18 protein-coding genes are annotated in these 19,978 nt (G+C 65.4%); 13 read left to right on the plus strand and 5 right to left on the minus strand.

The genetic code is table 11. From position 1 onward, the window contains the following. Positions 1 to 164 precede the first annotated feature (164 nt). Positions 165 to 1,094, plus strand: coding sequence for an alpha/beta hydrolase (locus ORI27_RS07140; RefSeq protein WP_265995777.1), 930 nt, complete (start codon positions 165 to 167; stop codon positions 1,092 to 1,094). Here ORI27_RS07140 and ORI27_RS07145 read toward each other — a convergent pair. Next, positions 1,084 to 2,046, minus strand: a complete 963-nt coding sequence (locus ORI27_RS07145) for an NAD(P)H-dependent flavin oxidoreductase (protein WP_265995776.1) — start codon at positions 2,044 to 2,046, stop codon at positions 1,084 to 1,086. The genes ORI27_RS07140 and ORI27_RS07145 overlap by 11 nt on opposite strands. 69 nt (positions 2,047 to 2,115) lie before the next feature. On the opposite strand from ORI27_RS07145, the gene fabG reads away from it, so the two are divergent. Then, entirely contained in the window at positions 2,116 to 2,877 is a 762-nt protein-coding gene (gene fabG / locus ORI27_RS07150) for a 3-oxoacyl-ACP reductase FabG (RefSeq protein WP_265995775.1), read from the plus strand. Positions 2,878 to 2,886: 9 nt separating this feature from the next. Here the strand turns inward: fabG and ORI27_RS07155 are convergent, their stop codons facing one another. Then, entirely contained in the window at positions 2,887 to 4,179 is a 1,293-nt protein-coding gene (locus ORI27_RS07155) for a TetR/AcrR family transcriptional regulator (RefSeq protein ID WP_265995773.1), read from the minus strand. Positions 4,180 to 4,381: 202 nt separating this feature from the next. Between ORI27_RS07155 and ORI27_RS07160 the strand changes: the two genes are divergently transcribed. The 7 genes from ORI27_RS07160 to ORI27_RS07190 are packed head-to-tail and all read left to right on the plus strand — an operon-like array spanning position 4,382 to position 11,740. Beyond that, positions 4,382 to 5,527 carry an FAS1-like dehydratase domain-containing protein gene (locus ORI27_RS07160; protein WP_265995772.1) on the plus strand — a complete coding sequence of 382 codons (1,146 nt, stop codon included), beginning with the start codon at positions 4,382 to 4,384 and terminating at the stop codon, positions 5,525 to 5,527. Further along, positions 5,524 to 7,143 carry a class I adenylate-forming enzyme family protein gene (locus ORI27_RS07165; protein ID WP_265995770.1) on the plus strand — a complete coding sequence of 540 codons (1,620 nt, stop codon included), beginning with the start codon at positions 5,524 to 5,526 and terminating at the stop codon, positions 7,141 to 7,143. The genes ORI27_RS07160 and ORI27_RS07165 overlap by 4 nt, the downstream gene beginning before the upstream one ends. Further along, positions 7,130 to 8,071, plus strand: coding sequence for an SDR family NAD(P)-dependent oxidoreductase (locus ORI27_RS07170; RefSeq protein WP_265995768.1), 942 nt, complete (start codon positions 7,130 to 7,132; stop codon positions 8,069 to 8,071). The genes ORI27_RS07165 and ORI27_RS07170 overlap by 14 nt, the downstream gene beginning before the upstream one ends. A 27-nt stretch (positions 8,072 to 8,098) precedes the next feature. Beyond that, entirely contained in the window at positions 8,099 to 8,935 is an 837-nt protein-coding gene (locus tag ORI27_RS07175) for a MaoC family dehydratase (protein WP_265995766.1), read from the plus strand. 50 nt (positions 8,936 to 8,985) lie between these two features. Continuing rightward, on the plus strand, positions 8,986 to 9,393 hold the full coding sequence (locus ORI27_RS07180; RefSeq protein ID WP_265995764.1) for a Zn-ribbon domain-containing OB-fold protein: 408 nt from the start codon (positions 8,986 to 8,988) through the stop codon (positions 9,391 to 9,393). After that, positions 9,390 to 10,592, plus strand: a complete 1,203-nt coding sequence (locus ORI27_RS07185; protein ID WP_265995762.1) for a thiolase family protein — start codon at positions 9,390 to 9,392, stop codon at positions 10,590 to 10,592. The genes ORI27_RS07180 and ORI27_RS07185 overlap by 4 nt, the downstream gene beginning before the upstream one ends. Before the next feature lie 2 nt (positions 10,593 to 10,594). Continuing rightward, a complete protein-coding gene (locus ORI27_RS07190; RefSeq protein ID WP_265995761.1) occupies positions 10,595 to 11,740 on the plus strand; it encodes an acyl-CoA dehydrogenase family protein in 1,146 nt (381 codons plus the stop codon). 19 nt (positions 11,741 to 11,759) lie between these two features. Here the strand turns inward: ORI27_RS07190 and ORI27_RS07195 are convergent, their stop codons facing one another. Then, positions 11,760 to 13,316, minus strand: a complete 1,557-nt coding sequence (locus tag ORI27_RS07195; RefSeq protein WP_265995760.1) for a class I adenylate-forming enzyme family protein — start codon at positions 13,314 to 13,316, stop codon at positions 11,760 to 11,762. Positions 13,317 to 13,465: 149 nt separating this feature from the next. On the opposite strand from ORI27_RS07195, the gene ORI27_RS07200 reads away from it, so the two are divergent. From ORI27_RS07200 to ORI27_RS07215, 4 genes are all read left to right on the plus strand, one after another. Then, a complete protein-coding gene (locus ORI27_RS07200) occupies positions 13,466 to 14,581 on the plus strand; it encodes an LLM class flavin-dependent oxidoreductase (protein WP_265995759.1) in 1,116 nt (371 codons plus the stop codon). Between the two features lie 391 nt (positions 14,582 to 14,972). Then, positions 14,973 to 15,302 (plus strand): WXG100 family type VII secretion target, encoded by a 330-nt coding sequence (locus tag ORI27_RS07205; RefSeq protein WP_265995758.1) that lies wholly within the window; start codon positions 14,973 to 14,975, stop codon positions 15,300 to 15,302. Between the two features lie 7 nt (positions 15,303 to 15,309). Further along, a complete protein-coding gene (locus ORI27_RS07210) occupies positions 15,310 to 16,959 on the plus strand; it encodes an alpha/beta hydrolase (RefSeq protein ID WP_265995755.1) in 1,650 nt (549 codons plus the stop codon). A 195-nt stretch (positions 16,960 to 17,154) separates the two neighbouring features. Further along, a complete protein-coding gene (locus tag ORI27_RS07215) occupies positions 17,155 to 17,604 on the plus strand; it encodes a hypothetical protein (RefSeq protein ID WP_265995753.1) in 450 nt (149 codons plus the stop codon). A gap of 23 nt (positions 17,605 to 17,627) precedes the next feature. Here the strand turns inward: ORI27_RS07215 and ORI27_RS07220 are convergent, their stop codons facing one another. Together ORI27_RS07220 and ORI27_RS07225 are read right to left on the minus strand one after the other, a co-directional pair. Beyond that, entirely contained in the window at positions 17,628 to 18,872 is a 1,245-nt protein-coding gene (locus ORI27_RS07220) for a threonine/serine exporter family protein (protein WP_265995751.1), read from the minus strand. A gap of 628 nt (positions 18,873 to 19,500) precedes the next feature. Beyond that, complete coding sequence (locus tag ORI27_RS07225; protein WP_265995749.1) at positions 19,501 to 19,887, minus strand: hypothetical protein; 387 nt, start codon at positions 19,885 to 19,887, stop codon at positions 19,501 to 19,503. Between the last annotated feature and the right edge of the window lie 91 nt (positions 19,888 to 19,978).

Below are 19,978 nucleotides of genomic sequence, written 5' to 3' on the forward strand. Positions count from 1 at the left end.
CCTCCTCGCGCCGTCACTATTGTAGTGAGCGCCATCACAGTAATCGATCCTCGGCTGTCTGCTGTTTCGGCGCGGGGAGATGCGTAGCGACTACGTATGTCAAGGGTGGGCTCGGTTGGCAGGCTCGAAAGGCGAGCAGGTGTGACCGAAGGAGCTGATCTACCGTGACCGACGACAAGCAGCGGGCGCTTGAACTCTGGCTTGAGATGGCGGCGTCGATGGCGCCGACCGACCCCGACCAACCGGCGACGCCACAGCAGCTGCGCGATGCCTACGACACCTGGGCGGCCGCGCATTTCCCGCCTCCGGCCGACCTGGTGATCGAACCGGTCGATGCCGACGGCGTTCCGTGTCTGCTGGCACAGATCGACGGGACCCGGCCGAAACACACGATTCTGTACTTTCACGGTGGGGGCTACATGATCGCCTCGGCCCAGGGGTATGCCAGCACCGCCGCCGATCTGGCACGGGCGGCCGATGCCGAGGTGCAGCTGGTCGACTACCGGCTGGCACCCGAGCACCCGTTCCCGGCGGCGCTCGACGATGCGTTGGTCGCCTACAGATGGCTGATCTCCCGTCGCGATCCGTCGACGGTCGTGGTGGCCGGGGATTCGGCGGGCGGCGGGCTGGCCGCGGCGTTGCTGTTGAACCTGCGCGATCTTGGCGAGCCGATGCCCGCGGCGGGGGTGTGCATCTCGGCGTGGCTGGATATGACCCTGGCCTCGGAGTCGGTCACCACCAAGGCCGAGGTGGATCCGATCATGTCGGCGGCGATGCTGCAGGGAATGGCGGATGCGTATCTGCAGGGGGCGGCCGCCGACTCGCCGTCGGCCTCGCCGCTGCGAGCTGACCTGCGCGGTCTTCCGCCGATGCTGGTGATGACCGGAACCTGGGATTCGCTGACCGACGATTCGACGCGGTTCGCCGAGAAGGCCCGCGGCGCTGGTGTCGACGTCGCGCTGCGAACCTTTGACGAGATGTATCACTGTTGGCACATCATGACCCCGGTGCTGGAGCAGAGCCGCGTCGCGATCTCCGCGATCGGCGAGTTCGTCCGGCAGCACGCCCACCCGATGGCACCGACTAGCCGCTAGACGGGGTTCGGGCGTCGGCCGGATGCGCCGCCGCATACTCGGCGGCGAGCTTGGCCACCAACTCGCCGGCGCCCATCACGGCGTGTACCGAGCTCACCGAATGGCCGGCGCTGTGCAGGTCGATCCACTTTCGCGGGGTGTCGCTGCCGCCGTACAACTGCCGGGACTGCGCCGGGGTGACCTGCTCGTCGAGTCGATCCGGGTCGAAACCGGCCGCCACGATCGACGACACCAGCATGTTGGTCGGCAGGCCGGTGAAGGCTCTGGTGAGCACGATGTCGTCCAGTGAGCTCTCGACCAGAAGCCGTTGGTAGTCCGGTGAGGCCATCGATTCGCGGGTGGCGATGAACGGTGTCCCGACATAGCCGAGGTCACAGCCGAGCACCTGCGCGGCGCGCAGCGCGTGGCCGTCACACAGTCCGCCGGCCAGCACGACCGGGCCGCCGTAGAACTCCCGGACCGCGCGGACGAAGGCGAACGGGTTGAGGTGGCCGGACTGCCCGCCCGCCCCGGCGGCGAGCAGGATCAGTCCGTCGGCACCGGCGTCGAGCGCCCGGCGCACGTGATGCAGGGAGGCCACGTCGGAGAACACCGTCGTGCCGACCGCATGCAGGGCCTCGACCACTGGTTCGGGGGAGCCGACGCTGGTGATCACGATCGGTATCCGGTGATCGACGAGCACGGCGAGGTCTTCGCGCAGGCGTGGCGAGCGCATGATCACATTGGCCGCCCACGGCGCGAATGTCGGGGCGGCGCCGCGCGCCCGGGTCGCGATGTTCGACAGCCATTGGTCCAGTTGATCGGCGGACCCGGCATTCGCCGTGGGGAAGGCGCCGATCACACCGGCGGCGCAGGTCGCGGTGACCAGGTCGGGTCCGGACACGGCGAGCATGGGTGCCGCGATCACGGGAATCCGTAGCCGCTCGGTGATCCGCTCAGGGAGTCCCGGCATTGTCACTCCTCGATCTATTATAGTTATCGCTAACCAAAATAATAGCGCGACACTGGAGGGTTGAGAGTAATGAACGGGACTGGCACAAGGGTTGCCGTCGTCTCCGGTGGCGCGCGAGGCATCGGTGCCGCGATCGCCAAGCGGCTGGCTGTCGACGGGTACTCCGTCGGGGTGCTCGACCTCGACGAGGGGCAGTGCGCCCAGACGGTCGCCGACATCGAACACCGCGGCGGGCGGGCATGTGCTCTCGGGGCTGATGTCGCCGACCAGGATTCGGTGGGTTCGGCGGTGGACCGGCTGGTCGGCTCACTCGGCCCACCCACGGTGGTGGTCAACAATGCCGGAATCACTCGAGATGCATTGCTGCACAAGATGACCGAAGACAATTGGGACGACGTCATCCGTGTTCATCTGCGTGGGGCCTTCGTGCTCACCCGAGCGGTCCGCCCCCATATGGTCGATGCGAAATGGGGCAGGGTCATCAACATGTCCAGTACCTCAGCGCTGGGCAACAACGGGCAGTCCAACTACTCGGCGGCCAAGGCCGGGCTGCAGGGCTTCACCAGGACCCTGGCGATCGAGCTCGGGAGATTCGGGATCACGGTGAACGCGGTGGCCCCCGGGTTCATCACCACTCGGATGACCGAAGCAACCGCGCAGCGACTCGGTATGTCCTTTGAGGAGTTCAAAACCAAAGCTGCCGAACAGATTCCGGTACGGCGGGTGGGTGTTCCCGAGGATATCGCCCACACCGTCTCATTTCTGGCAAGTGAGGGTGCCGGTTTCGTCTCCGGGCAGATCGTTTATGTGGCCGGTGGGCCGCGAGGGTGAGGTGTGCCCTCACTTCCTCGGGACCGCGGGGCGCCTGATGCCGCTCACGATCATTCCGGTCAGCTGCCGAGCGACCTCGGAGGTGTCCAGCGGTACGCCGGTCAACTCGTGGCGCAGCACGATGCCCAGCTGAATGCCGAAGATCGCCCGCCACACCACTTCGGTGTTCACATCGGCAGAGGCCCACGCGTCCAGCGGTTGCGATCTCAGGGGTCGGCTCAGCGCCGGCTCAACGACCTTGCGGTAGAACCGCTTTCCACGTTTCATCCGTGAGAAGACGGCGATCATGAACAGGGGCGCGAGCTCCTCGAGGATGGCGATGCCGTCTTCGTTGATCGCCAACAGGGTGGTCACGGGATCGGCGCCGCGGGCCGCGATCCGTCCGAGTTCGGTTGCCCAGCGGTTGACCAACTCGGCGGCGGGATCCTCGATCGCGGTGGTATAGAGCTCCTCTTTGCCGTCGAACAGCCGGAACATGAATGCCTCGGTGATACCGGCCCGATCGGCGATCTCCTTGGTGCGTGCCATTGCCAGGCCTCGTTCTACGAAGACCTCCCGAGCGGCCAGGGCAACCTGTGCCTTGCGCTCGGCCGCCGTGAGCCGGGTCCCGGGCTCGGGCGCGCGGGCCGGTTCGGTCACCGGCGCGGATGGTTTGACCGCGGTGGGCGCGAGTCGTAACTTCTGGTCCTTGCGGGCGGTTACGCCGTCGCCGAACATGACTGTCAACGTGCGCGCGACCACGTCGACGGGTACCGGCTGGGTGGCGAAAATCGAATCCAGGGATAACCCGAGGTGTAGGCCGAGAACACCTTCGACGAGCACGTCCAGCTCCAGGGAATCCACATCGAAGCCGGTGACATCGGTGATCACCCCGCTGATCGCCTCGGTGAACTGTGGCAGAAAAACATCCGAGTAATACGCACGGCCCACTTCAGGAACTGAGAACAGCGCCGCGGCCAGTAGCGGTGCCATCTCCACCATGCTGGTGTAGAGCTCGGCGTGGAAGGCCTCGAACAGCTCGCGCCGTGACTGGCCGGCCGCGCTCATCTCGGTGATGGTCGAGGCGAGATGCTCGACGAGGCGGTCCAGCGGATCGGTCACCGCTGCCTGGTAGATCTCGTTCTTATTGGCGAACCGGACGTAGACGAGGTTCTCGGTGATGCCGGCTCGCTCGGCGATGTCGCGCACCCGGGTTCCGGCGAACCCATAGTCCAGGAAGACCGACCGTGCGGCTGCCAGGATTTGGGCGCGGCGATCTTCGGGCGTCATCCGGCGGCGCCGCCGAGTCACGTCAGTCGCCACACCGTTCTCCTGTCCCGACGAGTGTCCCCACTCGACGATGATAGGCCGCGCTTACCGTGGGGGGTGCGCGGTCCGCAATGTGTAGTGGCGCACAGTTGTTGCGTTCGTCCCGCCCCGTATGATAGCAGTTATTATAGCTAGTACTAAACAAATGGGCAGTGCCCGGAATCGCTGGAAATCAGCATGAGCAGAAGGATTGCCGGTGAGTCACGACACAGACATCGATGAGAAGAGTCAGCGCTTTTCCCTCATCACCGAGCGTGCTCTGGACGATCTTCGGTCGATGATCGGCGTGAAGATCGCCCAGACCGTCGAGCCGTGGTGCTACGAAGTGACGCGCGACAACATCCGCCACTACGCGCACGGCATCGGCGACGACAATCCGCTGTGGTGCGACGTCGACTACGCGGCGCAGTCTCGGTATGGGACTCTGCTGGCGCCACCGTCATTCGTCTTCGCGCTCAACCGGATCTACTCCGGTTATGTGGGAGGACTACCCGGTGTGCACGCCATGTGGTCTGGCGCATCGACGACGTGGCACCGACATCTTCGCCGGGGCGACGAGATCCACACCGAGGCCTATCTGAAGGACCTCGTCGAGCACCAGACCGCGTTCGCGGGCCGGGCTATCCAGCAGATCTACCACGTTGACTTCTATTCCGATGGCGAGCTGGTGGCCGAAGGTGACTCGTGGTGTTTCCGCACCGAACGCGACACCGCCCGGGAGCGCGGAAAGTACCAGTCGGCCCGTGAGGTCGAACCCCGCTACGACTACGACGACATCGCCGCGGTCGCACAGGCCTATCGCGAGGAGAAACCCCGCGGGGCCGACCCATTGTATGTCGACGAGGTCGCCGTCGGCGACGTCCTGCCGGTGATGACCAAGGGGCCGATGACGGTGACCGGATTCATCGCCTACGCCCAGGGCTGGGGCGGGCTGTACATCCGTGCGAACCGGCTGGCGCACAAGCAGTTGGAGAAGCATCCGAATCTGGGAATCGCCGACCGGTTCGGGATCCCCGACGTTCCCGAGCGGGTGCACTGGGATGATGACCTCGCCCGCATGGTCGGCACGCCGCGGGCCTACGACTACGGGCCGGAGCGCGCATCCTGGCTGACCCACCACATCACCGACTGGATGGGTGACCACGGGTTCCTGGTCAGCCACAGTTCGCAGATCCGCAGGCACAACCCCACCGGCGACATCGTCAAGATCTCCGGCACGGTCTCCCATGTCGACCGCGAGGACGGCCTGGTCACCGTGGAGCAGACCGCCCGCCAGCAGGACGGCGAACTGTCGGCCAGAGGAACCGCGGTCGTTCGCCTGCCACTGCGGCCGACACCATGACCGCGCCGTGTCACGTCGCCCCCCGGTGGGGCAGCGATGTCACGGTGACCGGCACCGGCCGGCACTACACACATCGGCCGGCATGTGTCGGCGATCTGTTGACCGATGTCGCCCGCTGGGGCCAACGCCCAGTGTTGATCGCCGGTCAGCGCCGGATCACGTTCGCCGAGCATCTCGCCGACGTCAACGAGGTGATCGCCGATCTGAGGCGGCGCGGCGTCCAGCCTGGCAGCCGGGTGGTTCTGCTGGGCGTCAACTCCCCGGAATGGGTGACGGCCTTCTGGGCGATCGCCAGAATCGGTGGCGTCGTCGTCTTCGCCAATGCCTGGTGGAACGACGAGGAGGTGCGCGAGGTGCTGGGCCGGGTGGGTCCAGACCTGGTGGTCGCCGATGACGACTGGTGCGCCAAGCCGTCCCTGCAGCGCTATCGACTCCTGCCGATGTCGGCGGTACGCACGCTCATCGACACTGCCCCGCGCTCGGCGCCCGAGCCGCAATTCGTACCTGCGGAGACCGATCCGGCCGCGATCTTCTTCACCTCCGGTACCGAGGGCACGCCCAAGGGGGTCGTGCTCAGCCAGGGTGCGGTGGTGGCCAACATCCAGAACGTCCTGGTGCGTACCCGGCGGTTGCCCAACCAGCTTTCCGACGACCATCCCGGGACCGTGAGCCTGATGTGCCTGCCGCTGTTCCACGTCGGCGGGTTCCAAACCCTCGTGTCAGCCCAGCTGTCCGGTGGCCGACTGCTGTTCCTGGAGGGACGTTTCGATGCCGAGGAGGTGCTCGACCTCATTCAGCGCGAAAAGGTCAGATTCTTCGGCGGGGTCCCCACCATGATCGCTCGGGTGCTCGACTGTCCACGGCTGTCCGACTACGACACCTCCAGCGTGGTATCCATCGCGATGGGTGGCTCACTGGTCGTTCCGGAGCTGGCGGACAAGATCGCTCGCGGCCTGCCCTCGGCACGGCGCAGCATCAGCAGCATCTACGGACAGACAGAGTCCGGCGGCGCGCTCACCTCGGCTGGCGGGACCGAACTGCTCGACAAGCCGGGCTGTGTGGGAAAACCCCTGTCCACCACGGAAATACTGATCGACGAACCGGACGAGGATGGGGTTGGCGAAGTGCTGGCACGGGCACCGACGCTGATGTCCGGCTTCCTCGACGGCAACGCGGCGAACCCGATCGACGAGCAGGGTTGGCTACACACCGGCGACCTCGGGCGCCTGGACGACGAGGGCTATCTCTACATCGTCGGTCGATCCCGTGACATCATCATCCGCGGGGGAGAGAACATCGCGCCCGGGCATGTCGAGGATCGCATTCTGCAGCATCCGCGGGTACGCGACGTCGCCGTCGTCGCGCTCCCGCACCCCACCCTGGGTGAAGAGGTCGGTGCGGTGGTGGTGACCCGACCGGGGGCCCGGGTCGATCCCGAAGAACTCAGGGCATTCGCCGCAAAGACGTTGGCCCGCTTCGAAGTCCCGACTCGATGGTGGATCACCGACGCGGCGCTTCCGCTCAACACCACCGGCAAAGTCGTCAAACGTGACTTGGTCGAGCGCTGGCTCGATACCCACGGCGAAGAAAGGGAAGAACACGATGGGACATCTTGACGGGCGGGTCGCACTCGTCACGGGAGCGGGCCGCGGTATCGGCCGCGGCGAGGCACTGGCGCTGGCCGGGCAAGGGGCCAGGGTCGTGGTCAACGACCTCGGCGGGGCGTGGGACGGCAAGGGTGCCGACCAGGGTCCAGCGGCGGAGGTCGTCGACGAGATCAAGAGCCGGGGCGGGCAGGCGATCGCCAACGCCGACGACGTGACCGACCCGGACGGGGCTGCGCGCATGGTCGCCGCGGCGGTGGACGCGTTCGGACGCCTCGACATCCTGGTCAACAACGCCGGAATCCTGCGCGACGGAATGGTGTTCAGCATCGACCCGCAGGACTGGTCGAAGGTGATCAACATGCACCTGATGGGGCATTTCCTGCCGACTCGCGCCGCGGCGCAGTACTGGCGGGCGGAATCCAAGCAGGGCAACACCAGCCACCGCGCCATCATCAACACCACCAGCGAGTCCGGCCTGTTCGGCAATGCCGGACAGTCGAACTACGACGCCGCCAAGATGGGCATCGTCTCGTTCACCGTGGCAGTAGCGCGCGAGACGGCGAAGTACGGGGTCACCGTCAACGCCATCGCGCCCCGGGCGCGTACCCGGCTGACCACGACGACCTTCGAAAACTCCGGTCGTGCTGGTGAATTCGCGACAGAAGAGCGCCCGTTCGACGCCATGGATCCGGAGAACATCGCGCCGTTCGTGGCCTTCCTGGCAACCGATATGGCCGCCGACATCACCGCCCAGACCTTCATCGTCTGCGGTGGAGCGGTCGCGCACGTAAAGCTGCCCCAGGTCAGCGATATCGCCTTCAAACAGGGTAGGTGGACCGTCGACGAGCTCGGCGAGCGCCGTGAGGAGCTGTTCAAGAACCTCGGGCCCGATGTCTACGAGGGCCCCCGCGGGTACGCCCGGTTGCCCAAGCAGTGAATGCGCGACGACGGACGAGAGGACGCCATGCCACTGAATCATGACGCGGTCGGAATCGCCACCGATCCGATCGAGGTACGTTGGACCAGTAAGGATTCCATCCTCTATGCCCTCGGGCTGGGCTGCGGCGTCGGTGACCTGCAGTTCACCACGGAGAACTCCAAAGGCATCGAACTGCAGACGCTGCCGTCGATGCCGGTGGTGCTCGCCGCCCGCACCCCGATCCTCACCATGATCGGCGACATCGATTGGACGAAACTCGTCCATGCCGCCCAACAGGTGACCCTTCATCAACCGTTGGCGCCGTCCGGTTCGGCGAGCAATGTCGCGACCGTCAGTGCCATCTACGACAAGGGAAAGGCCGCCATCGTCGTCACCGAGACGGTGGGCCGGGACAAGGCTACCGACGACAAGCTGTGGACCTCGACGATGTCGCTCTATATCCGGGGTGCCGGCGGGTGGGGCGGGGACAAGGGGCCCAGCCTGCGCAGCGGGACCCCGGAGCGTGGACCTGACACCTCGGTCACCCTGGAGACTTTCGAGAACCAGGCGCTGATCTACCGTCTGTCCGGGGATCGCAACCCGCTGCACTCCGACCCGTCGTTTGCCCGCGCGGCCGGATTCGATCGGCCGATCCTGCATGGGCTGTGCACGTTCGGTGTGTCGACCCGCGCGCTGGTCGGCGCCGTGGCCGGCGGAGACGGCAGCCGGATCACCTCCGTCGGCGGTTCCTTCGCCTCGCCGGTGTTCCCCGGTGACGAACTCACCGTGGACATCTGGCGCGAGGACGACCAGCATTTCGCCTTCCGCACCCGGGTCAAGGACACCGACGTCATCACCGGTGGTACCTGCCTGCTCGGGTGATCCCCGAGCGAAAACTTCCCGACAGCGTCAACCAGCATGAAAGGCACCGCATGCCCACCCAGCTCCCGATCGTCGACTACTTGGTCCTCGACGACGAACCCCACCTGCGCGCGCACTGTTGCGACAAATGCCAGGCGCTCTACTTTGATCGGCGCAACGCCTGCGCAGGCTGCGGGGGAACCTCGTTCGGATGGCGGGACCTGTCGAATACCGGAGAGCTACGTGCGTTCACGATCGTCCACCGTGCTGCGCCGTCGGTGAAAACGCCCTACGTCTCGGCGGTGGTCGCCCTCGACGACGGGGGGATGGTCAAGGCCAACCTGGTGGACGTCGCGGCCGATCCGGCCGATATCGATCCGGTGAGGGCAGTGGAACTGACCACCTGGGTCGTGGACACCGACGACGACGGAGTCGAAGCGGTCGCCTTCGGCTATCGGCCGCAGGGAGACGCGCGATGAGCAGCGGAGACGTTTGGGTCGTCGGGGCGGCGATGACCAAGATCGGGCGCTACCCCGACAAGGACGTGATCGACTTGGCCAGCGAGGCCGCACTGGATGCGCTGAAGGATGCCTCGATGGACATCGCGGTGGTGCAGCTGCTGGCGTGCTCGAACGCCTACGAGTCCAACAGCGGTGTCGCGCAGCGGTTGCAGAAACAGATCGGCCAGACCGGTGTGCCCGCCTACAACGTCTTCAATGCGTGCGCCAGCGGCGCCACCGCGGTACGGGTCGCCACGATGTCGATCAAGGCCGGCGAATGTGATGTGGCGATGGCCGTCGGGGCCGAGCAGATGGGCAAGATGGGGCTGCTCGGCAACAGGCCAAAAGGCGCTGACCGCAAGTTGTTCCAGCCCAAGGGGCGCTACGGCGCTGTGCTGTCGGGCGAAGGGCGGCTGGGCACGCAGCTGATGCCCGGAGTATTCGCACAGGCCGGCTCCGAATACGCCCGCAGGCACGGTGTCACCGCCGAGCAGTTCGCGATGGTCGCGGTCAAGAACCACCAGAACTCGGTGCACAACCCCTACGCCCAGTACCGCAAGGTGTTCACCCTCGAAGAGGTGCTGAACGCCGAGACCATCGCGTACCCGAACACGCTGCCGATGTGCTGTCCTACCGGTGACGGCGCCGCCGCGGTGATCCTGGTTTCCGACCAGCGACTGGCAACGCTGGACCCCGATGTGCGCCGCCGGGCGGTCAAGCTGTCGGCGTCGATATTGACCACCGATCCGTGGACCGAGTCGGCACAGGTGCAGCCTGATATCAATACGCTGACCCGCAACGCGGCCGCGCAGGCCTACGAGGCGGCCGGGGTCGGGCCCGAGGACCTCGGTCTGGTGGAGCTGCACGACTGCTTCGCCACAGCCGAGCTGTTGCACTACGACAACCTGGGTCTGTGCGCTCCGGGGACGGCTGGCGAGTTCATCGAATCCGGTGGACCCGCAGCCACTGGCCGCACTCCGGTCAACGTGTCCGGTGGCCTGCTGTCGAAGGGCCACCCGATCGGGGCCACCGGGGTGGCCGGGCTGTTCGAGATCACCACGCACCTGCGCGGCGAAGCCGGCGACCGCCAGGTGCCGGGGGCGAAGGTGGGCTTGGCCCACGTCATCGGACTGGGATCGGCGTGCGGAATCCACATCCTGGAGAAGGGCGTCGGGTAGGGGTGGAGCGAACCATATTCAGCCAGCATCACGACGACTTCCGGGCGATGATCCGCACCTTCCTCGAAGGTGCGGTGGTCCCGGTCTTTCCGGAGTGGCTGGACGCCAAGTTGGTACCTCGTGATTTCTTCTATCAGCTCGGCAAGCTGGGCGTCCTCGGGATGAACATCCCGGAGGAATACGGTGGCTCGGGGGCGGCCGGCTACCTCTTCAGCGTCGTGTTGCACGAGGAAGTAGCCAGAGCCATGGTCCATCTCGGGCCGCTGCGATGTCACCTCGATGTCGTGATGCCGTATTTCCTGGAATACAGCAACGCCGAGCAGCGCCGGCGGTGGCTTCCCAAATGTGCGACCGGCGAGATGCTCACCGCCATCGCTATGACCGAACCGGAGACCGGATCCGATCTCGGCGGCATCAGGACCGTCGCCGTGCGCGACGGGGACAGCTACATCCTCACCGGGGCAAAGACATTCATCACCGGCGGTATCCACGCCGATGCGGTGATCGTGGTGGCCCGAACGGCGGATACCCCGAACCGCCGGGACGGATTGTCATTGATCGTGGTCGAGGACGGCATGCCAGGCTTCGCCAAGGGCGCCAACCTGGCCAAGGTCGGGCTCGCGGTACAGGACACCGCCGAACTGGCCTTCGACCACGTTCGGGTCCCGGTGTCGAACCTGCTGGGCCGGGAGGGGGAGGCGTTCCGGTACCTGATGCACAACCTGGCCGGCGAACGTCTCGGTGTCGCCCTCAACGCCGTGTCGTCAGCGCAGGCCGCCCTGGATGTCACGCTGGACTATGTCAATAATCGTCGGGTGTTCGGCAAGACCCTCAACACATTTCAGAACACCAAGTTCGAACTCGCCTCCGTAGCTACCGAGGTTGCTGCCGGCCAGGCCATGTTCGACGCTGCCGCCGTCGCCCACGACGAGCGCCGGCTGGACCCGGTCGACGCGGCGAAGGTCAAGCTGTTCTGCTCGGAGCTCCAGACCCGGGTGGTGGACCGCTGCCTGCAACTCTTCGGCGGCTACGGCTACATGATGGAATATCCCATTGCCCGGCTGTTCACCGACGCGCGGGTGACCCGAATCTACGGCGGCACCAGCGAAGTGATGAAGACCATCATCAGCAAGTCGCTGGGTCTGTGAGCGCGCGTCACTGTCGCGGTCAGATGATCGATCCCGCATGGTCGGCCCAATAGTTCTCCCGCAGAGCGCGTTTGAGTACCTTGCCGACCGGGCTGCGGGGCAGATCGGTGAGGTACTCGACGCTCTTGGGTGCCTTGATCGAGCCGACCGTCCGCTTGCAGTGCTCGATGAGGGCGTCCGGGCCAAGTGCCGCTCCGGGGCGCAATTCGACACAGGCGTGTACGGATTCGCCCCACTGCTCGCTGGGAATCCCGATCACCGCGCAGTCGGCGACCTCCGGGCGCATCAGGATGGCTTGCTCGACCTCGAAGGGAAACACGTTGAAGCCGCCGGAGATGATCAGGTCACGCAGCCGGTCAGTGATGTAGACGAACCCGTCGGGGTTGCGTCGGCCGATATCCCCGGTGTGGTGCCAGCCGTACCGCCGGATGTCGGCGGTCGCCTCGGGATCATCCAGGTAACGCAGCATGGTCGCCGGGCCCTGCAGGACGATCTCGCCGGTCTGGCCGGCCGGCAGTACTGCGCCCGCGGCGTCCATCGCCTCCATCCGGGTGCACAGGGAGGTCGGCCGACCGCACGAAGCCAGACGAGCCGTGTCGCTGGACCGTATCGCCGCGGCGATGTCGTCCGGAGACATCCAGGTCAGTGGGAAGCCGGCTTCGGTCTGGCCGTAGGCCTGTGCCACGACGGGGCCGAGCGCGTCGACGGCTTCGGCGATCCGGTCCGGTGCGATCGGGGCCGCCGCAGATATCACGTACCGCAAGCAAGACAGGTCGCGCCGGGCCAGTTCGGGGTGAGCCAGCAGCCGGTATATCAGGGTCGGCGGCAGGAACACCGTGGTGACCCGGTGCCTCTCGACGGCTTCGATCACCCGGCCGACATCGGGCGTCGCCATGCAGACAGTGGTGCCGCCGAACTGCAGCTGCGCGAGCGCGATCATTCCGCCGGCATGGGTAATCGGTGCGACGGCGAGGTTGACCGGCGGCTTGTCGAAGTGCCAGCAGGTCGCCCAGGACGTCGCTGACTTCAGGATGAAGGTGTTAGCGGCCTGGGTGATCTTCGGCTCCCCGGTGGTTCCACCGGTCACGCCCTGACAGCCCAGCGCGTCGGACGGTATCGCCAGGTCGAGTTCGGCGTCGGAATGCCCCTGAGTCCACGCGGCAACGGACGGGTAGTCGGTCGCCTCGGAGTCGATGCACAGCACCGTCGTCAGACTCGGAATGCCGGACAGCAGGACCGGCAGACGGTCGGCGATCGAGGAGTGGAACAGCAGCAGACGGCAGCCCCCTCGGCGCAGCACTCCGGCGGTCACCTCGGTGGGTGCGGCGAGGGTGACGTTGCACCATGCACCGCCGGCACGCATCGCACCGAGCAACGCGACCAGAGCCCGCGAATCATTGGGGCTGACCACCGCGAACGGGGTGCCGCTGTCGAACCCGTCGGCCCGCAGCGCCCGGGCGAGTCCGTTGACCCTCGACTGGGCAGCCGCGAAGGTGATGTCCCCGCCGTCGCCGCCGAAGGCGTACCGATCGGGCCAACTGCGAGCGGCGAACGCGAGGTGATCGGTTATGTGCACGAATGCGACTCAACACCGTTCGTCGTCCGGTCAGAAGCGTAGTGACTACGCGGGTGCACGCGGCGTAGCCGCTACGCATGCCGATACGGCGAGCCGATGGTGCTGTGGATACCAGGCGGTACATCACACGAGAAGGAGACACAACGGCAATGAAGTACGGCATGTTATGGGAAATGCAGCTGGGGCCGCGGCCCTGGCCGGCCAACGCTGAGGCCAACCACTACTGGGACGCCATCGAGCAGGCGAAGCTCGCCGAACAGGTGGGCTTCGACTACCTGTGGCACGTGGAGCACCACTTCCTCACCGAGTACTCCCACGCTTCGTCCCCCGAGGTCTGGCTGTCCGCGGTGGCTCAGCACACCGAACGCATCCGGATCGGTCACGGCGTCGTGCTGTTGCCGCCGAAGTTCAACCCGTCATTCCATGTCGCGGAACGCATTGCGGCCCTGGATGTCATGTCCAACGGTCGGGTGGAGTTCGGTACCGGCCGCGCTGCCACCGCCAGTGAGCTGGAGGCCTATGGCATCGATCCCGCCGATGCGCGCGGCATGTGGCAGGAAGCGTTGCAGGAGATTCCGAAGATGTGGCGCGACGAGCCCTACCCGGGTTTCGACGGCACCTACATGAAGCTGCCGTCCCGCGAGGTGTGGCCCAAGCCGATCCAGCGTCCGGGTCCGCCGATGTGGATGGCTGCCAGCAGCCCGGAGAGCTTCGAGATCGCCGGCCGCAACGGACTGGGCGTGTTGGCCTTCATCATCGGCCATGCCGACAACTTGACCCCGCTGATCGAGGTGTACCGCGACGCGATCAAGCAGTGCCCGAAGCCACCGGAGGAGATCAACAATCAGATCGCTGCCTATGTGCTGACCCACGTCGCCGATAGCCGCGAAGAGGCCCGCGCCGTGGGAGGTCCGGCCGTCGAGTGGTACACGGAGAACGTGTTCAAGCTCTTCTCGACGGTGTCGGGTAAGCCCGGCTACGAAATCTACGCCAAGATGTTGCCGGAGAACGCCGCGGACATCGAACGCCTGGTGGAGAAGTACGGGAATGCGATTGACCCGTTGATCGAACTGGGTGTGATCAGCGTCGGCACCCCGGAGGAGTGCCGCAAGACGATCGAGTCCTTTTCCTCCATCGACGTGGACCAGATCATCACCAGTCACGCGATCGGCGGAATATCGCACGAGAAGGTGATGCGGTCGATCGAGCTGTTCGGCAACGAGGTCATCCCGCACGTGCGGGCCTCGTCGGCGGTTTCCGCCTGAGACGCGAGTCGGCCCAAGCGCAGCGCGGCGACGGCAGTGACGGTCTCGACCGCATTGGCGGTCGTGGTCGTCGCTGCCGCGCCGGCCGCGCATGGGGACAGCAAGCGGCTGAACAGTGTGGTCGACAACGTCTACAGGGTTCAGCGTCAGCATGACTGCACCAACTATGGGGTGGTCATCCACGTCTGCGGTTGGCGGCCAAAACGGCGTGGACCCGATCCTGGCGAGCGACCCCGATTCAACGTCCTGATCTGGCCAGACGGCGTAAGCGCTCGGAGTTTCTTCTTTCGTGACGACGAAGCGTTCGTCTCGTTGTTCTGTTTGGTGGGTTACTGGCGTCTTGCTGTCCTTTGCTGGTATCCATGGAGCAGCAGGTCTGGAGGGGGATGGGATGTCGCTTCGGGTCAATGTCGAGGATCTGGTCGCGGCGGGTTCGTCGGTCGCCGGTCATGGTGAGGACGTGGCCATGAAGCACGCCGCGGCCGATGGTCGCGTGGCTGCTGCGCAGGTCGGCTGGCAGGGTGCGTCCGCGCGGGCTTTGGCTGGCTTGTCCGAGCGGTGGACGGCCACCACTGGCGCGCTGCTGTCCCGCTTGGGCGACCACGCCCTGGGGCTTCATGCCAGTGCTCAGGGGTTCGCCGAGATGGAGCAGCGCAACAGCCAAGCCCTGCAGGAGCCGGCGCAGGCGGCGAACGCGATCGCCAGTCAGACCGATCTCTGAGCAAGCCGTGACCCTGACCGTCCTGGATATCGAGCGCTGGGATGCCGGTGATGTGCGGGAGGTGTTCCACGCGGCGACCAGCCGTGCGCAGGCGGCGATGGACGCCGCTGACGGGTTGGCGAGGCTTCCGGCGTTCGAGTCGTGGGGCGGTGAAGCGGCCGAAGCCGCTCGGGAGGCGATCGGCCAGACCCGCAAGGACCTCGATGCGCATGGCAACGAAGCGCTGGCGGTGGCGAATGCGGCCCGTAGTGCCGCCGACGAGATCGACCGGATCAAATCAGACCTCGCGACGTTGAGGGCCGATGCCGAGGCGTTGGGCATGGAGATCGATCCGATCGCGGGCACGGTGCTGCCCGGCCCCAAGGTCCGCAACCCGATGGAAGCCGAACTCAAACAGGCGCAGCTACAGCCACGGTTGGACAAGATCGTGGCCGAAGCCAATCTGGTTGATATGGCGCTGGCCAACGCGATCAACATGGCGGGCGGCAAGACACCGATTCCAGTGACGCCGCATGACAATCGCCCGGAGATCCAGGACGCTCTCAACAAGCCATTACCTGAAGACCCCAACGAGTTTCGTGACCTGTGGACCCAGCTGACGCCGGAGGAAAAGGACTGGCTGTACAGCCGGGATCACAACATCGGCAACCACCCGGGTATGCCGTGGGCCGGAGACCATTCGAATCCCGGCAAGGATTACTACAACCGGCTGCACCTCCCCGAACTACAGCAGAACGCGCAGGCCGAAGTCGACCGGCTTGAAGCCTTGCATCCTGAGTGGGCCGCAGGCCACCCTCCCAACCGGTCGACATACGACCAGTGGCGTGCTTGGAGGAGCAAGTTGGACGCCGCCGAGCACACGCTGGATGGCTACAACTCCGTGAGCTCCACGCTGTCGCCGAACGACGGGATTCCCCGCTATCTGGGCTTGATCGACGATCAGGGCCACGCGGCAATAGCGATGGGCAATCCCGATACGGCGACACGCACCGCAACACTGGTGCCTGGCACCGGACAAGATCTCAGCGCATTCCAAGGAGCCACCGACAAGTCGGGGGCCATGTACAACGCCGCGGTGCAAGCGGATAAGTCGCTCAGGGACCATCTCGCGGTCATGACTTGGATGGGGTACGACCGACCGATGGACCTTGGCCAGGCGGCCGATGACGTGTACGCGCGCGGCGGCGCTGGGGCGCTCGACAGCTTCCTGACAGGCAATCAGGCTTCTCATGTTGGCCCCACGTCAATCGACACGGTTGTCGGCCACAGCTACGGGTCGACGCTCGTCGGTGCGGCCGGCGCCGACGGGCATCACCTTGCGGCGGAAAATGTCATCGCGGTCGGTAGCCCTGGGATGCTGGTAGGAAATGCACACGACCTCAGTCTCGATCCGGGCGGCCAGGTATATGCCGCCCGGGCCCAGCACGACATCATCCACTTGGTGTCAGGTGCGGCGTTGGGTCCTAATCCGACCTGGGATGGGTTCGGGGCGATCGAGATTGCGGCGGCACCCGGTCCTGCCACCGGGCCCGAGATCCTCAACCTGCCCTCCGTCGCGGCCCACAGCAGTTACTGGGATGCCGGGAACCCGGCGTTACGCAACATGGGGGCGATCATCGCGGGGCAGCCGCCGCCGCAGATTGTGCCAAATGGATAGGAAATTGTGCAGCCGATGACCTCGCGATTGGTTCCCGTTGGCCGAGTTGTCGCCGCGCTCTGCGTTTCAAGCATCCTTGTCGCGGGGTGTGGCGGGTCGCTTGGCCCGCCCGTCCCGAGTGGCGCTACCGAAATAGGAGGTCCGTCAATGACGTCAGCGCCGCCACCCCCGCCAGGGTGGTCTCTGAAAGAGGTTGTGCCACAGAGTGAACAGGAGGCCCAGGACGCCATCCTCGGCTACCTCAGGCGGACGCTCGCGGTCTTGCCGCCAGGGACAGTTGTGGACAGTCATGGCTACGTCAATTCTGGGAAGCCCGTGTGGTGTGAGGACGAGCCGAAGGATCCCAAGACAGCGCCGGTTCATGTGCAGGCAGTGGGTGATGTCAAAGTGCCCGGCGACATGGATCCCAAGGCACTGATCACCAAAGTCGGTGACGCGTGGCGCAGTTGGGGGTGGTACGTGATCGAGCGCGACGGCTTCAACAAGCCCAATCAATTCGGCTATGGCCCGGATGGCTATCGATTGCAGATTGAAATGTCGAACCCCCCAAGCTATCCGCCGACTTTAACGGCGATATCGCCCTGCTTCCCCGGCGACCTGCCGCGCGATGATGTGTCCTTCCCGAGGGTTATCGGCACACAGTGACTGCAGTCCCGCGTATCGCATCCTCACGAGGTGTCAGTTCGGCCGGCCAGCGGGAGCCGACCGCGCCACAGCAACAAGCCTGACTGGAGACCGAGCGCGATCGCGATCATCGACACCAGCATCGCTGTGATGGAGGCACTGGTGCTGGTGTTGATCAGCTGCATAACCCCGATCAGCCCGATGGAGCCGGGAACCAGAAGCCAGAATCCGGGCTGCAGCAGCGCGGCGGCCGGGGGAGCGTTCGGACGTTGGGAGATCGCCAGTGCGCACAGCATCAGCGCTAGCCCGCCACCGAATCCGCTTGCGTAATTGCCGAACAGGGCGTTGGCGGCGACTTGGCTGGCGTAGGTGATCAACAGAGTGACCATCAACCAGGGCAGGAAACGGACGGGCGGACCGAGGTAGAACAGGATGCCGCATGCATAGAGCAGCACCCCGGCCCATGGCGCCCATAAACCGAAGGTGTTGAACTGTAAGGTGTTTAGCTCTGCCGTCGTCACACCGACGACTTGTGCGGCGATCAGTATCCCGAATGCCAACTGGGCCAGTCGCATGAGCCCGTAGGTGAGGCGGGACGATCCCGAGACCACCTCTCGTGTCGTTAAATCGATGACCGCCAGGGTGATCGCCGCCCCGGGGAGGAACACCGCCAGCGGTGCGAGGATGTCGCGCACACTGTCTTGGCTGAAATGCCACACCCGACCGAGGCTGAACTCGATGAGCGCAACCAGAAACGAAGCGATGGTCGGCAACAGTTGCTGGACGGCATTGCTGGTCCGGGCGAGCAGCCTCAGCATGCCGACCATGAGCCCGAACCCGGCGGCGGAAAGCAACGCCGGCAGTGTTGGCTGGATGATCAGAGCGAAGGCCGTGCTTTGGACCATGTATCCGATTACGGTGACCCACGGCCGAAAACGTGGCGCCAGCTGGTGGATGCGGGCCAGCTCGGCTAATCCGTCAGGGGCGGTGATCCTGCCGGTTTGGACATCGCGGACAAGCGTGGCCAGCGGGAATGTCTGATCGAAACGAAGGTCGGCATCGGATCGCTCGACGCGCACGGTGGTGCCAGCGGCGTGGGCAGACCCGCCGAACTGGACGAAGTTCGGCAGCAACAGCAGCTGATTGCTCAAACCGTACCGGTCGGCCGCCGCAGCCAATGTGCGTCTGATCAGGGCGATCGGGTAGTTGGCAGCCATCATGGCCGCGCCCAGGCGAGCCAGGAAGTCCACGCTCACCGAGTCGGGAGCCTGGCCGGGGTGCTGGGTCACGGGTCCACACTAGTCTGATGGATCGGTACATCCGGGCGAATTGCGCCGGGTCATGCCCCGCTGGTTGGTGAACGCAGTCCAGGCGTATTCGACTGAGGCTCTGTCGGTTTCACCGACCGCATGAAAGCGGCCGAGGTGGTGGCACTTGGTCGAGGGGCAGGCGCGATCCGCAGGAGCAACGGGACATGACGACCCGCATCGTTTCGCGGCAGGGCAGCGGCAAGCGCGCGAGTCGACAGGGGGACGAGTGCGCCGCGTCGGTTCGGCCTCCTGCCGGCGTAGGGCACGGCGGTCTCTGGTTGGCAGTTCGGTAATCGTCCCGGCGGTCCGCTTGTTGGGCCTGTGGCAGCGGAGCGATCTCTCTGACCTGTGTTTTTGCAGGTCTTTCGACCATTTCGGCGGTGTTGCGGATGCGCGACCCCTGGTACACGGGTTTCGAGTAACGTCCCGCTAGCTCCACCAATGTGATGAGTACGAGTCGTGGGTTACACCTGAGTCGCGTCATCGGTTAGAGATCGACCCCGGCCACCGGCCGGGCTTTTTCTGTTGGTGGACTGTGCGGCGTGGGTGCGGCCGATGCCGAAGGAATCGGTGCGCGCGCCGGGGCGAGCTTTCGGTCGAGGTGGCGCTACGTGAAGAGTGCGTATAGCACCCACACGATGAGGCCAGTCCAGACCAGTGCAGGCACCCAACCCGTTCTGACGACATCTGTTTCAGAGAACCACGCGTGCTCGACCTTGAGCATGTGCTTGGAAAACGGTGCCAGCGCCAGTGAGACCAAGGCCATAGCGAACAGCGTCGATGCCCAGATCTCGACGATCGTCAATTCTTGCAGCAGGATTACGAGCAACGCGGCGGACGCGAGTAGTGACAGCATCGTGGTGACGACTGGGTTTCTCCAGTATTTCTTCGTGATCGTTTCATACCAAGATTTTTGGCCTCTCCAGAGAATCCACAAAATCTTGATCGGCACAATGACCGCGCCGACGAGCGCGACTATCTCTATTGCGCTCATGGCGGGTCGGCGCCTTCGGAGCGCTCCCAAGGGCTCGTCATCGTCGGCCCGCCTTCCCATTGCACACCACCGATAGTCGGCCTGTCGTCGA

It is taken from the genome of Mycobacterium pinniadriaticum (genome assembly GCF_026242045.1).
Taxonomy (GTDB): Bacteria; Actinomycetota; Actinomycetes; order Mycobacteriales; family Mycobacteriaceae; genus Mycobacterium; species Mycobacterium pinniadriaticum.